Origin of the sequence: Pseudomonas arsenicoxydans, from assembly GCF_900103875.1 — a bacterium.
Lineage (GTDB): Bacteria > Pseudomonadota > Gammaproteobacteria > Pseudomonadales > Pseudomonadaceae > Aquipseudomonas > Aquipseudomonas arsenicoxydans.
The window spans coordinates 166,091-183,335 of sequence record NZ_LT629705.1; the positions used below are offsets into that span (position 1 = coordinate 166,091).

The window sequence follows — 17,245 nt, forward strand, 5'->3', positions numbered from 1 at the left end:
AGCAATTCACCACCCGGTCCGTAAGGCTACTGAAAGCTTGCCTCTCTATATTCAGCAGCCTCAGCGGACGGATAACCGGGCCCACCCGGAGACACGCCTGATGAGCGAGCTTTTTTACAACGCCGTGCCGAACGCGACCCGTGTCGCCCCGCCACTGCCCGAGCCTCGGCAATACCCCAGCGAAAAACCGTCCCGGGTCTACCTGTTCGGGACTTGCGTGGTGGATTTGTTCTACCCCGAAGCCGGGATGGACGCGATTCACTTGCTGGAACGCGAAGGCATTCGGGTCGAGTATCCGCAAGGTCAAAGCTGCTGCGGGCAACCGGCCTACACCTCCGGCTACACCGAGCAGGCACGGACCGTGGCGCGCTCGCAACTGGCGTTGTTCGCCGGGGATTATCCGGTGGTGGTGCCTTCAGGTTCTTGTGCCGGGATGTTGCGCGAACACTACGCCGACTTGTTCAAGGACGAGCCGCAAACGTTGAAACAGGTTCAGGCGCTGGCCGCCCGGACTTACGAGCTGGCTGAGTTCCTGTTGTTTGTCTGCAAGGTGCAGCTCAAGGACAGCGGCAAGCCGGTAAAAGTGGCGTTGCACACATCGTGCTCGGCACGCCGCGAAATGAACACCCACCTGCACGGTCGCGAGTTGTTGGCGCAATTGAGCAACGTGGAGCGGGTCAATCACGATCACGAAAGTGAATGTTGTGGCTTCGGCGGGACGTTCAGCGTCCGTATGCCAGACATTTCCGGCGCGATGGTGGCTGACAAGACCCGGTCGTTGAAGGAATCCGGCGCGCACAAGGTACTGAGTGCCGATTGCGGTTGCCTGATGAACATCAACGGCTCGCTGGAGAAACAGCAGGAAGCGTTGCGCGGCCAACACCTGGCCAGCTTCCTCTGGCAGCGAACCGGAGGTGCTCAATGAACGCCTCTGCGATTATTCCTACGGTTGCCGTGGAAGAAGATTTTCGCGTCCGGGCTCACAAGGCTTTGGACGACAAGCAATTGCGAAACAACTTTCGCACTGCGATGGATTCCCTGATGAGCAAGCGGGCAGCGTCCTTCAGCGATGCCCACGAAAGAGAACATTTGCGCGCGCTGGGCAATGCTGTCCGCGCCCGAGCGTTATCCAAGTTGCCCGACCTGCTCGAGCAACTTGAACAGAACCTGACCCGCAACGGTGTGACAGTGCACTGGGCGGAAACGGTGGACGAAGCCAATGGCATCGTCCTCTCGATCATCCGCGCTCACGAGGGGCGGCAAGTGATCAAGGGCAAATCGATGGTCAGCGAAGAGATGGAGATGAACCACGTCCTCGCTGAACAGGGCATTGAATGCCTGGAATCGGACATGGGCGAGTACATCGTCCAGCTCGACCACGAGAAGCCTTCACACATTATTATGCCGGCGATCCACAAGAATGCCGGTCAGGTCGCGTCCTTGTTCCACGACAAACTTGGCGTGGAATACACCAAGGACGTTGACCAACTCATTCAGATCGGTCGCAAAGTCTTGCGGCAGAAATTCTTCGAAGCGGACATCGGCGTCTCCGGCGTCAACTTCGCCGTGGCCGAAACCGGCACCCTGCTGCTGGTGGAAAACGAAGGCAACGGCCGCATGACCACCACGGTGCCGCCGGTGCACATCGCCGTCACCGGCATCGAAAAAGTCGTGGAAAACCTGCGCGATGTGGTGCCGCTGTTGTCGCTGCTGACCCGCTCGGCGCTCGGCCAGCCGATCACCACCTACGTCAACATGATCTCCGGCCCGCGCAAGGAACATGAACTCGACGGCCCCCAGGAAGTGCATCTGGTGCTGCTCGACAACGGTCGCAGCCAGGCCTTCGCCGACAGCGAATTGCGCCAGACCTTGAACTGCATCCGCTGCGGCGCGTGTATGAATCATTGCCCGGTCTACACTCGAATCGGCGGCCACGCCTATGGAGAGGTTTACCCGGGACCTATCGGAAAAATCATCACTCCGCACATGGTCGGCCTGGCGAAAGTCCCGGACCATCCAAGTGCGTCGTCGCTGTGTGGCGCTTGCGGCGAAGTCTGCCCGGTAAAAATCCCTATCCCTGCATTGCTGCGGCGCCTACGGGAAGAGAACGTCAAAGCCCCGGACAGCCCGCATCAAGTCATGCGCGGCCAGGGCAGCAAGTATTCACGCAAGGAGCGCTTTATCTGGAACGCCTGGGCCAAACTCAACAGTTCGCCAACGCTGTATCGTTTGTTTGGCTTCTTTGCCACGCGCCTGCGTGCGCTCGCGCCGAGCAACGTTGGCCCGTGGACGCAAAACCACAGTGCACCGAAGCCCGCCGCCCGCTCACTGCATGACATGGCCCGCGAGCATTTGGCCAAACAGGGAGATCGTTGATGAGCGCCAAGCAAAACATCCTCGCCAAGTTGCGCAATAGTCTGACCGGCACCACGCCCGTGCCCGACGATTTCGACGTTGAACTGGTGACAGCGCCCTACACCTACACCGCCGAGCAACGCATCCCGCAACTGCGCAAACTGATGGAAGCGGTGCACACCGAAATCCACCTGACGTCCGGCGAAGGTTGGCCGACGTTGCTTGCTCAGTTGCTGCGGGATCGTCAGTTGCCAAGCCTGTTGATTGCACCGACTACGCCTCACGGCCAACGTGTCACTCAGCACTGGGCGAAAAATCCGGGACTGCCGACACTCAAGTCCTACAACCGCCCGGTTGAAGAATGGAAAGCCGAACTGTTCAACGACACACCGGCCAGCCTGACCACCACCCTCGGCGCCATCGCCGCCACGGGCAGCCTGATTCTCTGGCCGACGCGCGAAGAGCCACGCCTGATGAGCCTGGTGCCACCGGTGCATTTCGCCCTGCTCAAGGCCAGCGAAATCCGCGATAACTTCTATCAGGTGCAGCAGGAATTCGAATGGGCCCAAGGCATGCCGACCAATGCGTTGCTGGTGTCTGGCCCGTCGAAAACCGCGGACATCGAGCAAGTCCTGGCCTATGGCGCACATGGTCCCAAAGACCTGGTGGTTTTGATTTTGGAGGACCAATGAGTCTACCGGCGGCTTTCCTGCGAGATGCGCAGCAACTGATCCCTGAGGTGCGGCGTTTCGACGACCCGCTGTCGACATTGGCCTTCGGCACCGACGCCAGTTTCTATCGGCTGATTCCGAAACTGGTGATTCGCGTCGAGTCCGAAGACGAAGTGGTGGCGCTGTTGAAACTGGCCCAGCGCGATCATGTCCCCGTGACCTTCCGCGCCGCCGGTACCAGCCTGTCCGGCCAGGCCATCAGCGATTCAGTGTTGATCGTACTGGGGGATAACTGGAACGGTCGCGAGATTCGCGGCCAGGGCATGCAAATCCGCCTGCAACCGGGCGTGATCGGCGCGCAGGCCAACGCGTGGCTGGCTCCGTTCGGCCGCAAGATCGGCCCGGATCCGGCGTCGATCAACGCCTGCAAAATCGGCGGCATCGTCGCCAACAACGCCAGCGGCATGTGCTGCGGCACAGCGCAGAACACCTACCACACGCTGGCCGGTATTCGTCTGGTGCTGGCCGATGGCAGCCGTCTCGATACCGAAGATGCGGCGAGTGTTGCCGCGTTTCGCCAGAGTCATGCCGCCCTGCTGGAACGTCTGGCGACCTTGGGCCGCGAGACCCGCGCCAATGCCGTGCTGGCTGCGAGAATCCGCCACAAATACCGTCTGAAAAATACCACCGGGCTGTCGCTCAATGCGCTGGTGGATTTCGACGAGCCTGTGGATATCTTGAGCCACTTGCTGGTCGGTTCCGAAGGCACGCTTGGTTTCATCAGCGCAGTGACCTACGACACGGTCATCGACCATCCGAACAAAGCGTCGGCGCTGATCGTGTTCCCGGATGTGGAAACCTGCTGCAACGCCGTCACCGTGCTGAAAAGCCAACCCGTGTCCGCCGTGGAGCTGCTCGATCGTCGCAGCCTGCGCTCGGTGCAGGACAAACCCGGCATGCCGGCTTTCGTACAACAGCTGTCGAACAATGCCTGCGCGTTGCTGATTGAATCCCGCGCGGCATCGTCCACTTTGCTGCAGGAACAATTGGCGCAGATCATGGCGTCGCTGGCTTCTTTCCCCGTGGAAAAACAGGTCGACTTCACCGAAGACCCGGTCGAGAACGCCCGGCTCTGGGCGATTCGCAAGGACACCTTCCCCGCCGTCGGCGCGGTGCGCAAAACCGGCACCACGGTGATCATCGAAGACGTGACCTTTCCGGTGGAACAACTGGCGATCGGCGTGAACCGCCTGATCGAGTTGTTCGATAAACATCACTACGACGAAGCGATCCTTTTCGGACACGCGCTGGAAGGCAATCTGCACTTCGTCTTCACCCAAGGCTTCAACAACCCGGAAGAAGTCGCACGCTACCAGGCGTTCATGGACGACGTGGCGCAGTTGGTGGCGGTGGAATTCGGCGGCTCGCTGAAGGCCGAACACGGCACCGGTCGCAACATGGCGCCGTTCGTTGAGCTGGAATGGGGCAGCGATGCCTATCAACTGATGTGGCAGCTCAAACGCCTGCTCGACCCCAACGGCATCCTCAACCCGGATGTGGTGCTCAGCGAAGATCCGCAGATCCACCTCAAACACCTGAAACCGCTGCCGGCCGCCGATGAGATTGTGGATAAGTGCATCGAGTGTGGCTTCTGCGAACCGGTGTGCCCGTCGAAAGGCCTGACACTGAGCCCGCGCCAGCGCATCGTGATCTGGCGGGATATCCAGGCGAAGAAACGTGCAGGCGTCGACACCTCCGAGCTTGAAGCCGCCTACGAATACCAAGGCATCGACACCTGCGCCGCCACCGGCCTGTGTGCGCAACGCTGCCCTGTAGGCATCAATACCGGCGAGCTGGTGAAAAAGCTTCGCGCCCGTAACGCAACACATACGAAAACCGCCAACTGGCTTGAGGGAAATTTCGCCACCGCACTGCAAGGTGCGCGCTTCACCCTGCACGTGGCCAACGGCGCGCGGATGCTGCTGGGCGCACCACGTCTGGCTAAGCTGTCGGCGACGTTGACGAAGTTGTCCAAGGGCCAGGTCCCGCAATGGACCAACGCGATGCCGCAACCGGAAAAAGCCATTCGCTTCAGCCCGATCGTGTCGGATGAGCGTCCTCGTGTGGTCTATCTCGCAGCCTGTGTCTCGCGGATCATGGGCCCGGCGGCGGGTGATAAAGAACAGATGTCGCTGTACGACAAAACCCGTGGGTTGCTGGAAAAGGCCGGCTATCAAGTGGTCTTCCCGGACAATCAGGACAGCCTCTGCTGCGGTCAGCCGTTTGCCTCCAAGGGTTATGCCGAACAGGCCGAACACAAACGCCAGGAACTGATCGGCGCGTTGCTGCATGCCAGTCGCGGCGGGCTCGATCCGATCTATTGCGACACCAGTCCGTGTACGTTACGGCTGGTTCAGGACCTGGGCGATGTGCGCCTGGACCTGTACGACCCGGTGCGCTTCATCCGTACGCACTTGATGGATCGACTCGATTTCACGCCTCAGGAAGCGCCGATTGCGGTGCACGTCACATGCAGCACTCAGCACCTTGGCGAGAGCCAGGCGCTGATCGATCTGGCGCGTAAATGCAGCAAGAACGTGGTCATTCCGGAGGGCATTCACTGCTGCGGTTTTGCGGGGGATAAAGGCTTTACGACGCCGGAACTGAACGCACACTCGTTGCGCACGCTCAAGGATGCGGTGCAGGAGTGCAGCGAGGGGATCTCGACCAGTCGTACCTGTGAGATTGGTCTGACGCAACACGGCGGAATTGATTACCACGGGCTAGTCTATCTGGTGGATCGGGTAACGCAGGCCAGGGTCATGCAAGAAAGATAGAACCCTGATGCGCTGCCGTAGTCCACCCAATAAGCCCGGACGTTACCGGGCCTTACTTAAACTCGGCAGCCCGACCTGATGGCCAGCGATGCCTGGACCCTCAGTTCAAGGAGATACACATGAAACGTTCTGTACTGTTAGGTCTGTTCGTTACTGTCTCACTGATGGCGTCCACCTCGTTTGCCGCTGAAAAAGACCAATGTGCGGTCAACTTGCAAACCATCGAAGATGCCCAGGCGCAGATTCCTCAAGAGATGGCTGATCAGGTAGCGGATAGCGTCAAGCAAGCCAAAGCCGATCATGCAAAAGGCACCAAGAAAGGGATTGATGATTGCGTCGCCGAGACCAACCAGACCATCCAGGACCTTAAGAACGCGAACAAAGGCGGGAAGTAACCCGGCACGACGCCAACCTTCGGGTTGGCTGGCTGGGGCCCCGGCACCATCCAGTACGAAGCAAAACAAAACCCGCCATTTGCGGGTTTTGTTGCATCTGGGGTTTGGAATCCGCGGAGCCCCCCTTTGCTTCTATCAAACAATTTTTTCATAGCCATTCTGCTAAAACCGAATTACTGCGCCCCGCCGTAGTCTTTTATGTAGGCCCCATCAATCGTGACTAATTTTTTCCGACCTCGGCCGAGCCGCTTGTTCACCCGGCAGCACCGAGACCATCAGGTAAAGGAGATATCCATGAAACGTACCGCACTCGCTGGCCTGTTGATTTCTGCTGCAATGTTGGCCTCTCCCGTATTTGCTGCGGACAACAGCCAGTGTACGAGCAAGGTGCAGGAGCTCGAAAATAAAGTCGGCACACTGCCGCCGACCGCCACAAACACCATAGTGGAGGTCAAAAGGCTGCTGGCCAGTGCCAAAGCTTCACAAGCCTCCAAGGACGACAAAAAATGCGTCACCGAGGCCACTCAAGGATTGTCACTCGCCAACCAGGTCACCCCGTAACGTGCGATGGACAACCTTCGGGTTGGCCTTCTGAGCCGCGTTGGCGTACACTGTGCGTGCTTGTTGCTCACTTTGATTCACAGAGCAACAGGCTCGGGGCCGTTTAGGATTCGACGCCGGTTGCGAAACTTTAGGTGCATGCCGAGTTGGTAACAGAACTCGTAAATCCACTGTTGCAACTACTTATAGTTGCCAATGACGAAACCTACGGCCAGGAATTCTCTCTCGCTGCGTAAGCAGCTTTAGATCCTGAGCTTCTGGTACCTTCGGGTCCAGCAATCACCAGGGGATGTCTGTAAACCCAAAGTGATTGTCATATAGAACAGAATCGCCGTGCAGTACGTTGTGGACGAAGCGGCTAAAACTTACACAACTCGCCCAAAGCACCCTGCCCTTCGGGTCGCTGAGGGTTAACTTAATAGAAACGGCTACGCATGTAGTACCGACAGCGGAGTACTGGCGGACGGGGGTTCAAATCCCCCCGGCTCCACCAAATACACATCTAAAGACGTCCACGGACGTCTTTTTTTGTGCCTTAAACCCAGTGAATACAGGGGTTTAGAGTCCATGAGCGTCCACCAGCATCCGTGACCATCTACGATTTCGTGTATTCCAAGTGGTATTCCAAGCCATCACCTGCTATTTTTTGGAATACATAAACAGCACTGGAATACACCATGGGGGCCCAAGCCACGCGCCTTTCAGACGTAAAAGTCAAAGCCGCGAAGCCAAAAGAAAAGGACTACATACTCACCGATGGCAACGGCCTTCAGATGCGAGTGAGAATCAATGGGTCAAAGCTATGGAATTTCAACTACATCCAACCCGTGACGAAAAAGCGGATAAACATGGGATTGGGCACCTTTCCTGAAGTAAGCCTGGCTCAAGCACGCAAGAGAACTGTGGAAGCGAGAGAGCTCGTCGCCCAGGGGCTGGACCCTAAAGAGAAACGCGACGCCGAGCGGCACGCGAAAAAAGCAGCCACGGAACACACTTTCGGAAATATCTCGGCAGCGTGGTTCGAACTCAAAAAGGATTCAGTCACCCCAGCGTACGCCGAGGATATTTGGCGCTCTCTCACGCTGCATGTCTTCCCTGATCTGGCGACCACCCCAATCTCTGCTATCACTGCCCCTAAAGTCATAAGTTTGCTTCGCCCCCTCGAGACGAAGGGCAGCCTCGAAACCGTTAAACGCCTAACCCAACGCCTCAATGAGATCATGACCTATGGGGTCAATTCGGGATTGCTTCACGCGAATCCACTCAGTGGAATCCGCTCCGTCTTCAAAAAGCCCAAAAAGAAAAACATGGCGGCCCTTGCGCCCGATGAGCTGAAAGAGCTCATGGTGGCAATTGCCAATGCCAGCATAAAAAGAACCACGCGCTGCCTAATTGAGTGGCAACTTCACACCATGACTCGGCCAGCCGAGGCTGCCACTTCCCGCTGGGCTGATATCGACTTCGAAAAGAAAATCTGGACTATACCGGCGGAGCGCATGAAGAAACGTCGGATACACATCATTCCGCTTACGCAACAAGCTTTGGCGCTCTTGGAAGCAGTCAAGCCCTACAGTGGACCTCGAGAGTACGTTTTCCCCGCCGACCGGGAACCTCGCACACACTGCAATAGCCAAACCGCCAACATGGCACTGAAGCGTATGGGGTTCGAGGGGCGTCTAGTAAGTCACGGCATGCGCTCAATGGCGAGTACCATCCTTAATGAGCACGGTTGGGATCCTGAGTTAATCGAGGTTGCGCTAGCCCACGTCGATAAAGATGAGGTACGCAGCGCCTACAACCGAGCAGACTACATCGAGCGCAGACGCCCAATGATGAATTGGTGGAGCGAACACATTCAAGAAGCCGCCACTGGCAGCCTTTCCATCTCGGCGGTTCAAGCAAGCCGAGCCTTGAAAGTCGTATCGATACGCTAGCCAATCAATATTTAGTCACTGGCCGCAACTTTTACAGACAAAGAGGGCTTTTAGCGGGGTACTTAATCCCTTACCCAACGCGAGATCGCCGCGTATACGCCCCCCTAATAGGTCGACTGTTCACTGCTGCGGCAGTGCAATTTTGAAATCGACATTTCAAGAGAATCGGTAGGAGCCGGCTTTTCATGACCGGAGATAATCGGTCAATAGTGGCCATTGCCAAACTCAAAAAAAACACTCAAAAAGCCAAAAGCAACATGAACTAGCAGTAAAAACTGCTCCCACCTCCTAAAAAACGGAGGTGGGTTAATTTGAAGCTAACTTATGAAAGACGGTGGCGCTGGTAGGCCGATCCCAAGATAGTGGCGGACTCCACTTGAAGCTCGAAGTAGTAATGCTCAGAACCGTCAAACCAACCTTCTAATTTGGGAGATCTAGCGACTACATATCCAGCCGGATCGATCCAGATGACTGCGCCGTCGGAAAGTAACGGTGAGACTGCTACGTGCTTAACTACGAACTTGTTAGCTAAACATTCAAGCTCAACGGGAATTTTGACGTCAACCCTTGTAGGAGCAGTTTCCTTTGTACCGCTACGACGTTTCAACCAATCCCGAATCTTCCGTGGGTCTAGAAGGTCGTTACCATCCGCAATTAATGACGCCTCTTTATAGTAAAGCTTAGCGTCAGTTTCCGCTTCTTGGCGGTTCAAGGCGTTCCCCCGCGCCAATAAAAAGGCTGCGACCGGGTCCAGAGTGCCCCAACTCAACAACTCTTTTAACCAAAAAGCGATCCATGGGAGGCCACTGTTTGGCCAGTCATCGATCTCGAGTGCGCGTACGGGTTTTCCGTCAACTGTATCCTCCATCAGGACGCTGATTAACCCTCCCAACCCCCAGTTACTGCGATAGATGAAGTTGTTGTTTGTAAATTTGAACCACTTCGTGATGCTGTCCGGAGGTGGTAGTTGCTTGCGTAGAAGCGTTCCAGGTGTGAGCCACCATTGAAGGACAACTCGCCAACCTACCCCCTTTTTCAATTGAGGTTCAATCTCGAATGCCGGCACTGCAGATAACGACTCAAGAACTTCCGCGATAAAGTCGAACTGGTCCTTTTGGCTGCGTTGAGCGTAATCGGCGCCTGACTGCAGAAACTCCCGGAGCCTATCCGAAATCTTCAGCAGCACTGTCGCCGAACGCGGGGGGAGACTGGTCTTATATATCCTTCGACGTTGCACAGCGTCTGGATAAAGATTGCCGATGGCGAGCCCTCGTGTCAGCCAGCGCTGCTTGAGAATATACTCATTGGCTGAAGCCGCTGCTGCGTACGAGTACCCCCAAATACGGGCTAGCTCGCCTTCAATCTCCGCAGGTTCTAGCTCCGCCGCTTTCAACTGTGCGGCTTCTTCTAGTGCAGAGATCAAGATGGCATCTAGAGGATCGAGAAGTTCAAGAAGCTCCTCAGGGGTGTCCTCATCTTCATTTTCGATCAGCGCCGTACGGGCAAGCCACCCATCGAAGGTTCCGTCTCCGTCAAGCCGGGACCATATATCGTGCAGGACATCTAAAAGGTTTTGAAGCGGACTGTTGGCACTCACCTCTTCAGCATTGGCGCCAGTGACGGCCTTGCTCGAGTCGAGCATTTCGCCAATCAGCTCGTCATAGGCACGTTTCTGGCGGCTCCACGACTCTGCGTCCGGAAGTATCATTAATGCAGCCCCCTCGGTGGAGACGCCTGGTCGACCGGCACGTCCAATCAGGTTCATGAACTCCTGAAGTGACATGCGTTGAGTACCTCGATAAAGGCTCGGGATCAAAACAGTGTTCACTGGAATATTGACGCCTTCGGACAGCGTCGACGTGGCGATGATGACCCGGACGAGACCTCGGTCAATTACCGTCTTGAGCCTACGCGCCAACAGCGGTGGAAGCTGTCCGTGATGGACCGCGATTCCGTATTGAAGTAGCCGATACTCGACCGACTGCTCGGTAAAGTAGTCAGCCGCGCTGGCAAGGCACCTAGTCCAAGCCTCATCCGCCTCATCAATTGCGCAGTACACGGGCAGTTCCACGTCTCTCCACTCGTCCATGAGATCAGCGCAGGTCTTGGCGAACCCACTAATTTGCTGAGTGATGGAAATAAGCACCGCAGGGCGTAGTCCGTCGGGACGCTCTCTAGCTAGGTTGAGCGCTGCCCAAAGTGTCGGCCCCCTCATACGTAAATCAGGACCGCCTGCTAGCTTACTCCCGGGAACGGGGCTGAATGGTGCTGGAACGTACGGAGTCTCCTCATTGGCCCCATCATCAAAAAGCAGGCTTTGTCCGTCGATTAGATCGTAGTGTATGGAGAATGCAGCTCGCGTCGAGACTTCGAGCTTGCCAACCATCTGCCTTGTGCTTCGATGGCTAGACTTGACAGGAAGAGCGTCCGGGCCACCACCAAGCCACTTCGCTATCGCAGGACCGGCATGCGCCGCAACCGCCGATAGCGCAATAATCCTGAAGCCGTGAGTGTCTTGTGCCCGGAGTAAACGCATTCCCAACTGTTCTAGGCGAAGGGCTCGAGAATTGCCGCCAGCGAGCTCAGCGGCTCTTGTCGGGTCGAGTTCTACCATGTGCGCCTCGTCGATCACAACTAGCCGAACACGATCCAAGAAGAGAATGCCTAGGTAGCGAATTAGGGCGTCAGCCTTCTCGAAGGTACAAATTACTACAGCCGGGTCATCGGACTGTGTCCACGCATCAGTCGGCCCCCAGTCCACACCACCGTACAAACCAGTGACAACCACCGGTTTCGCATCTACGCCTTTGAGATCTTCCGATAACCGTTGCTCGACTTCGGCTGCTAAAGCGCGAGATGGGACTATATACAGCATCAGATTGCCTGGACCGATACCCGTGACCGAGGGCAGATCGTCCCGTTCTGTAAAAAGGCTTTGGACAATGCCAAGCGTGGCAATCGTAGTCTTGCCCGAGCCTGTAGGCGTACAGAGAACGAAAGACCCTTGCTCATTAAGTCGTTTAATACCCTTCGCCTGAGCGGGCCACACCAAGGCGCGCCTGTTCATAAAGGCTGCACGAGCGAACTGTACTAGCGCTTCACCGGCTCTCTCTGAAGTTCCAGTGCATAGATTTCTGACGTGAGGCCAGAGGCAGTTCTGCACGAATTTCCGAGCAGTGGCCGCGACTAGGCGCGCCAATAAAAAAGAGTAAGGGTCACGACTATGCAGAAATACGTGAGCGAGGCGCTCTAACTTCACTAGAGCGCGCTCAATGGATAGGGAATCACCTGTTCGCAGGTACGCGCAGACTGTGCCAATGCATTTCACGAAATGCTGCTCGGAAAGCCTGCTTAGCTCAAGATCGGCATCCTCATTCAAACTATCAGGCGATGGCGGATTAGCTACATGCTCGTTTTGCCAATAACGACCAACCGAATTCAGAGCACCTGGGAAGTCACCACGGAGGAAATCTCGCAGAATTTCGGAACCTTGCTCGCCGGGGGGCATTCTGCGCAGATGCCCAAGTGCCATCGCTGGTAGATCGGCCACTTGATATATTGCCGCGGCGATCAAGTGAAGGGGTGATCCTGGCGGTCTAATGCCCTCTTGTGAAAGCCACTCGACAATCTGAGCCGCTCGCTGCAGTGAAGCACGCCAGCTTGAGTTAGGAGCCTCTTCACGCTCAATGAGGCCACACTCAACTAGCAGCATCGCTTGATCAAGAAGTGAGTACACGTCAGCCTGCGAGAAGCTCGTCAAGCCCGGTCGAGACATATCAAGCCGCAACTGTTGACTGTAGAGCTTGGCATGTATCCCCAAAAGTGCCGCACCTGCCTTTTCCGACCGGACACGTTGGACAATGCTAAGAATTACCTCGTCGGTCATCACTTGCCCCTAAAGATGCTGTCAACCACGCCAGCGAGATCGAGAAACTGGTATTCCAACCCAACCAGCGGATACTTAAGCGTATAGCTGGAATGGCTTTTAAGCGGATCCATCCATGACTCTCGTGTCTTCGGCCTTTTGGGTTGCGCACCTACGCCGTACGAAACGCAATCGTATCGAGACACGGTCATGTGCCCGCTGCGCCAGAGTTCAAGGAGTGCGGCCCGCCACTTTTGAGCTTCGCCTGTATCGTACTTGTCTAAAATATTGATGAGCTCACGAAATCCACTGTTTTTAAGCAGCGGCGTCGAAAGCTTTTCATGAGCCTCGGCAATTGTCCCGTTGTTGTTGGCTCCTAGGCACTTTGCCTCGATAACAAGCACGTCGCTTATCACACCTTCATCATCCATGCGGAACGCGAGGGCATCGTCGCCTGTACGGCCTGGCCGCATCTCTGGGGTAGCATCCTGATTGAACGGTACGCCTCTCGCGATGCGATCATTGATAGATGCAAGATGCTGGAGCTCAGCTGAGTGAAACCGGAAGAGCATTGCGGGAACCTGCCAGTCGTTGTGGCCGCCAGCTCCCCAATGCTCAACGGCAAGGGCTCCCAAAGCCTCACCAAGATATCCCTGCTGAGTGACACGGTGAAGGAGACCAGGAAAGTTGGCAGCAGGATCCACGGCTGGATCGGCAAATGAGCAGAGATCGTCCTCAAACCCTTCCCTGAGACACTTCCTCGCATCTTCAAAGGCTTCGTCAAAGTAGGCTAAGACCTCATCTTTGAATGGCGCCGCCAAGGCGCTGCGATCTTCTCGCCAAAGTCTGAGGCTGTATTGAGGATCGCCAACAGGCAACGGAACGCTTACGAGCCAATTGTTTAACGGGGTCAGCTGAAATCGCTTCTTACGTATCAAGTCCCTGAATTCCGGATGCAATTTGAGAGTGAGATTATCGAATGATTCTCACAAATATTGATAGCTGAATAAGACTCGGCAGCCCGTAGTCGGTGGGGGGGGGACGTATTACGTATCAATATTCCGATGTAGTGAATGACTAAAAAAATTTCAGTCCTACATCACTGCCATGACATCTACCCCATGGAACTAAGAATCATGTCATTGCAATGTCCTCTGTGTAACTCCCCCAAGGTCGCATCTTTACAAACGGCTATGAAGATTGGCGCAGCTGTTGGGACCGTCGGCGGAGCCGCTCGTGGCGCAAGCGCCGCACTGGCAGCAGGCCAGGTGGGCGCTGCTGTCGGCGCTATTGCCGGCCCGCTTGGCATCACCTTCGGCACAGTCTCTGGTGCCATCCTCGGCGGGCTCGCTGGAGGTGCAGGCGGCTGCACCCTCGGTGCTCAGCTCGGCGAAAAACTTGATCGCCATGTGTTCGCCAACAACCTCTGTCTCGCCTGCAATCATCGCTTCAACCTACCAGCCTAATCCTCTTACAACATTCTTCGGCCAGTGCTGCGCGAGCGCAGCATTTATGCCGGCACGCACCCAAAGGAATAACTCCCATGGCTCATCTCGTCGAACAAATGGCATACGTTGGCGCTACCCCTTGGCATGGTCTGGGTAACCGCCTGACGCAAAAGCAACCGCTGGAAGTCTGGCAGCGCGAAGCTGGCATGAACTGGCAGATTCAGGAAAGTCCTGTTCACTTCAAGGCCGACACTGTCGGCAACCTAGGCACGATTCATTCCTTTCCGGAACAGAAGGTTCTCTATCGCTCCGACACCAAGGTCCCCTTGTCCGTGGTTTCCAACCGCTACCAGGTTGTGCAGCCTCGTGAGGTGCTGGAGTTCTACCGGGATCTGACTGAGGTCTCCGGCTACGAGCTGGAAACAGCTGGGATACTCAAAGGTGGCCGCAAGTTCTGGGCTCTGGCCAGGACGGGGCAGACAACCGTGCTGAAGGGGAGCGATCAGGTGAATGGCTATCTTCTGTTAGCCACCTCCTGTGACGGCACGCTGGCCACCACCGCGACCCCGACCACCGTGCGTGTAGTTTGCAACAACACCCTGACCATCTCCCTGAACGGCGCTACCCGCGCAATCAAGGTGCCGCACAACACGCGCTTTGATCCGCAGGCCATGAAGAAACAACTCGGCATCGCCGTTTCGCACTGGGATGAATTTATGTATCGCATGCGCGCACTGGCGGAGCGCAAGGTGCAGTGGCATGAGGCGATGGGCTTTTTCATGAATGTGCTGTGTGATGTGGCCCCCAATAGCAAGCTGCCGGAAGTGCTTCCGAATGAGCGAGCACTACGCAAAGTCCAAGGACTGTACGAAGGCCAAGGTCGTGGAGCGACTCTTGAATCTGCTCAAGGAACTGCGTGGGGCTTACTCAACGCCGTGACGGAGTATGTCGATCATGAGCGGCGCGCCAGGAGTACCGAATACCGAATGGACTCTGCGTGGTTCGGAGCCGGTGCAAGCCTCAAAGAGCGCGCACTGAATGCAGCGCTGCAACTCGCCGCTTAGCCCCACTCACCAACTCAACGATTACAGCGCCTGGCCAGTTTCTGCTGGCCGGGCGTTTTTTATGCCGGATAGGAAAACATCATGGAAACGCAATCGCTGCAACAATCCTGCAGTAAACCCCGCCCCGCCTTGCGCCTGGTGGGGACCAAACAACTTCCCCGAGAAGACTGGCTGGCTGTGCGTAAACAAGGCATCGGCAGCTCGGATGCCGCCGCTGCTGTAGGTCTTAACCCTTACAAATCCCAGTTGGAGCTGTGGCTGGAGAAAACTGGCCGTGACGAATCACTGCCCAAGCTCGATCCGCAGGATGAAGAGAGTCCAGCCTACTGGGGCAATGTGCTGGAGCCCATCGTCGCCTGGCATTACAGCAAGCGTAGCGGTAACCGAGTACGACGTATCAATGCAGTGCTGCAGCATCCGGATCCTAAACTACCGTGGATGCTGGCCAACATCGACCGTGAGGTCATCGGTACCGACGATGTACAAATCCTTGAATGCAAAACCGCCGGCATAAACGGGGCCCGCCTCTGGAAAGAGGGCGTGCCGGAGTATGTTCAGTTGCAGGTCATGCACCAATTGGTCGTGACTGGCAAACAAGCAGCGGATGTCGCGGTACTGCTGGGTGGCCAACATCTTGAGATCCATCGCATCGAGCGGGACGAATCGATGATTGCTCGGCTGATCGACCTGGAGCGGCTGTTCTGGGATTACGTGGTCAGTGACACCCCACCACCGGCCGATGGGTCGGCTTCAGCCGAAGCGGCGTTGCGCTGCCTCTACCCCGAGGACAACGGTCAGACCCTGGATTTCAGCCAGCACATGGAGCTGACCAGCACTTACCTGGAGTTCAAGGCTGTTCGCCAGAGTATTGCTCAACAGGAAACACGTGAGGCGCAGCTCAAGCAAGTCCTGCAACAGGCCATGGGCGCTGCCACTCGTGCGGAGTTTGCCGAGGGCTATATCAGTTGGAAGAAGTCCAAGGACAGCACCGGGCTGGATGTCGAGCAGATGCTCAAGGACAAACCCTACCTGCAAGCCCGCTACCCCAAGCTTAAGGAAGGCAGCCGCCGCTTCTTGATCGGCTGAATCATTCCTCCTCACTCAAGCCACCCGGACCGAGCAGGTCCCGGTGGCTTTTTTATTTCCAGATGCAGGAGATCCATCATGCTCAAAGGTTTAGCGATCACCCCTCCAGTACTCGGGCGTATTTCCATCGGCAAGGTCGTCGAGAAAAATGGCAAACGTCTGCCGGAGAAAGACGATCAATTCACCATCACCTCACAGGTACAAAGCCGCGACGGCTGGCTGCTGCACCCACTCAATGAGGAACTGCGTAATGGCCAGGATGGAAAACTGCGCAGCATTCCGATCCGTTTATTGTTCAACGAGCCGGAGCTCAACTTTCGGGCTGACTACAACCTGTTCGACCGTAACACCGGCCGGCCGGTGTGCGTCGGCAATGGTGAGACCTGCAAGCGTTTGACCAAGGACGGCATCCAGTCGTTGCCCTGCCCTTCACCAGATGGCTGCTCACTGGCCCAAGGCAATGCCTGCAAGCCTTACGGCCGGCTGAATGTGGTGATTGGCGATGACGATCCGCTGGGTAGCTTTGTCTTTCGTACCACCGGTTTTAACAGCATTCGCACTCTGGCGGCACGCCTGCAGTATTTCCAAGCCATCTCCGGCAACCGCCTGGCCTGCCTGCCACTGGAGCTACGCCTGCGCGGTAAGTCCACCCGGCAGAGCCATGGCACGCCGATTTTCTACGTGGACATCACGGTACGCAGTGGCTTGAGCATGGAAGACGTTTTGCTGGAAGCCAAGCAGCTTGATGAAACCCGACAAGTCTCTGGCTTTGACCAGACCGCCTTGGATCGCGCGGCACGACAAGGCTTTAACAACGGCGCCTTTGAAGACAGTGAAGAGGACACCGGAGCCATCGTCGAGGAACTTTTCCCTGCCATTGAAGACTTCCCCCGCAACGAAGATGCCCCACCTCAACCGACTGCGTCTGCAAAGCCTTCACTGGCCCAAAAGCTGGAGTACCAGGCGACCCGATATAACGGCAGGCCTTCGGCCCAGTAACGCCCTCCTCGACCTCCTCAGAACTCTCCC

General features: G+C 56.5%; 13 protein-coding genes and 1 other RNA gene. 12 read left to right on the forward strand and 2 right to left on the reverse strand.

The genetic code is table 11. The annotated features are described in order from the left end of the window. The first annotated feature begins 100 nt into the window (after positions 1-100). The 8 genes from BLQ41_RS00795 to BLQ41_RS00830 all read left to right on the forward strand — a co-directional run bounded on the left by BLQ41_RS00795 (position 101) and on the right by BLQ41_RS00830 (position 8,753). Positions 101-925 (forward strand): (Fe-S)-binding protein, encoded by an 825-nt coding sequence (locus BLQ41_RS00795; protein WP_090175688.1) that lies wholly within the window; start codon positions 101-103, stop codon positions 923-925. Beyond that, the gene (locus BLQ41_RS00800; protein WP_090175690.1) at positions 922-2,376 is read left to right on the forward strand and encodes a LutB/LldF family L-lactate oxidation iron-sulfur protein; all 1,455 of its coding nucleotides are present in this window, start codon (positions 922-924) and stop codon (positions 2,374-2,376) included. The genes BLQ41_RS00795 and BLQ41_RS00800 overlap by 4 nt, the downstream gene beginning before the upstream one ends. Continuing rightward, a complete protein-coding gene (locus BLQ41_RS00805) occupies positions 2,376-3,047 on the forward strand; it encodes a LutC/YkgG family protein (protein ID WP_090175692.1) in 672 nt (223 codons plus the stop codon). Before BLQ41_RS00800 ends, BLQ41_RS00805 begins: the two co-directional genes overlap by 1 nt. Beyond that, positions 3,044-5,863: an FAD-binding and (Fe-S)-binding domain-containing protein gene (locus BLQ41_RS00810; RefSeq protein WP_090175694.1), complete on the forward strand. Its 2,820-nt coding sequence runs from the start codon at positions 3,044-3,046 to the stop codon at positions 5,861-5,863. The genes BLQ41_RS00805 and BLQ41_RS00810 overlap by 4 nt, the downstream gene beginning before the upstream one ends. Before the next feature lie 119 nt (positions 5,864-5,982). Continuing rightward, positions 5,983-6,258, forward strand: coding sequence for a hypothetical protein (locus BLQ41_RS00815; RefSeq protein WP_090175696.1), 276 nt, complete (start codon positions 5,983-5,985; stop codon positions 6,256-6,258). A 294-nt stretch (positions 6,259-6,552) separates the two neighbouring features. Further along, a complete protein-coding gene (locus tag BLQ41_RS00820) occupies positions 6,553-6,819 on the forward strand; it encodes a hypothetical protein (protein WP_090175698.1) in 267 nt (88 codons plus the stop codon). A 95-nt stretch (positions 6,820-6,914) separates the two neighbouring features. Next, positions 6,915-7,312: a transfer-messenger RNA gene (gene ssrA, locus BLQ41_RS00825) on the forward strand. A gap of 184 nt (positions 7,313-7,496) precedes the next feature. Next, positions 7,497-8,753: an integrase domain-containing protein gene (locus tag BLQ41_RS00830; RefSeq protein ID WP_090175700.1), complete on the forward strand. Its 1,257-nt coding sequence runs from the start codon at positions 7,497-7,499 to the stop codon at positions 8,751-8,753. A gap of 322 nt (positions 8,754-9,075) precedes the next feature. Here the strand turns inward: BLQ41_RS00830 and BLQ41_RS00835 are convergent, their stop codons facing one another. Both BLQ41_RS00835 and BLQ41_RS00840 read right to left on the reverse strand, forming a co-directional pair. After that, positions 9,076-12,639 (reverse strand): DEAD/DEAH box helicase, encoded by a 3,564-nt coding sequence (locus tag BLQ41_RS00835; protein WP_090175703.1) that lies wholly within the window; start codon positions 12,637-12,639, stop codon positions 9,076-9,078. Then, positions 12,639-13,556 (reverse strand): hypothetical protein, encoded by a 918-nt coding sequence (locus BLQ41_RS00840; RefSeq protein ID WP_090175706.1) that lies wholly within the window; start codon positions 13,554-13,556, stop codon positions 12,639-12,641. Before BLQ41_RS00840 ends, BLQ41_RS00835 begins: the two co-directional genes overlap by 1 nt. A gap of 198 nt (positions 13,557-13,754) precedes the next feature. Here BLQ41_RS00840 and BLQ41_RS00845 point away from each other — a divergent pair, with 198 nt between their 5' ends. The 4 genes from BLQ41_RS00845 (at position 13,755) to BLQ41_RS00860 (ending at position 17,215) form a co-directional block, all read left to right on the forward strand. Then, positions 13,755-14,084, forward strand: coding sequence for a hypothetical protein (locus tag BLQ41_RS00845; RefSeq protein WP_090175709.1), 330 nt, complete (start codon positions 13,755-13,757; stop codon positions 14,082-14,084). Between the two features lie 77 nt (positions 14,085-14,161). Continuing rightward, entirely contained in the window at positions 14,162-15,130 is a 969-nt protein-coding gene (locus tag BLQ41_RS00850; RefSeq protein WP_090175712.1) for a DUF932 domain-containing protein, read from the forward strand. Between the two features lie 81 nt (positions 15,131-15,211). After that, on the forward strand, positions 15,212-16,216 hold the full coding sequence (locus BLQ41_RS00855) for a YqaJ viral recombinase family nuclease (RefSeq protein ID WP_090175715.1): 1,005 nt from the start codon (positions 15,212-15,214) through the stop codon (positions 16,214-16,216). 78 nt (positions 16,217-16,294) lie between these two features. Further along, on the forward strand, positions 16,295-17,215 hold the full coding sequence (locus tag BLQ41_RS00860) for a recombination directionality factor (protein WP_090175717.1): 921 nt from the start codon (positions 16,295-16,297) through the stop codon (positions 17,213-17,215). The last annotated feature ends 30 nt before the right edge of the window (positions 17,216-17,245 follow it).

Coding starts and splice junctions, on each gene's coding strand:
- BLQ41_RS00795 (WP_090175688.1), top strand. CDS start 101: ATGAGCGAGCTTTTTTACAACGCCGTGCCGAACGCGACCCGTGTCGCC.
- BLQ41_RS00800 (WP_090175690.1), top strand. CDS start 922: ATGAACGCCTCTGCGATTATTCCTACGGTTGCCGTGGAAGAAGATTTT.
- BLQ41_RS00805 (WP_090175692.1), top strand. CDS start 2,376: ATGAGCGCCAAGCAAAACATCCTCGCCAAGTTGCGCAATAGTCTGACC.
- BLQ41_RS00810 (WP_090175694.1), top strand. CDS start 3,044: ATGAGTCTACCGGCGGCTTTCCTGCGAGATGCGCAGCAACTGATCCCT.
- BLQ41_RS00815 (WP_090175696.1), top strand. CDS start 5,983: ATGAAACGTTCTGTACTGTTAGGTCTGTTCGTTACTGTCTCACTGATG.
- BLQ41_RS00820 (WP_090175698.1), top strand. CDS start 6,553: ATGAAACGTACCGCACTCGCTGGCCTGTTGATTTCTGCTGCAATGTTG.
- BLQ41_RS00830 (WP_090175700.1), top strand. CDS start 7,497: ATGGGGGCCCAAGCCACGCGCCTTTCAGACGTAAAAGTCAAAGCCGCG.
- BLQ41_RS00835 (WP_090175703.1), bottom strand. CDS start 12,639: ATGACCGACGAGGTAATTCTTAGCATTGTCCAACGTGTCCGGTCGGAA.
- BLQ41_RS00845 (WP_090175709.1), top strand. CDS start 13,755: ATGTCATTGCAATGTCCTCTGTGTAACTCCCCCAAGGTCGCATCTTTA.
- BLQ41_RS00850 (WP_090175712.1), top strand. CDS start 14,162: ATGGCTCATCTCGTCGAACAAATGGCATACGTTGGCGCTACCCCTTGG.
- BLQ41_RS00855 (WP_090175715.1), top strand. CDS start 15,212: ATGGAAACGCAATCGCTGCAACAATCCTGCAGTAAACCCCGCCCCGCC.
- BLQ41_RS00860 (WP_090175717.1), top strand. CDS start 16,295: ATGCTCAAAGGTTTAGCGATCACCCCTCCAGTACTCGGGCGTATTTCC.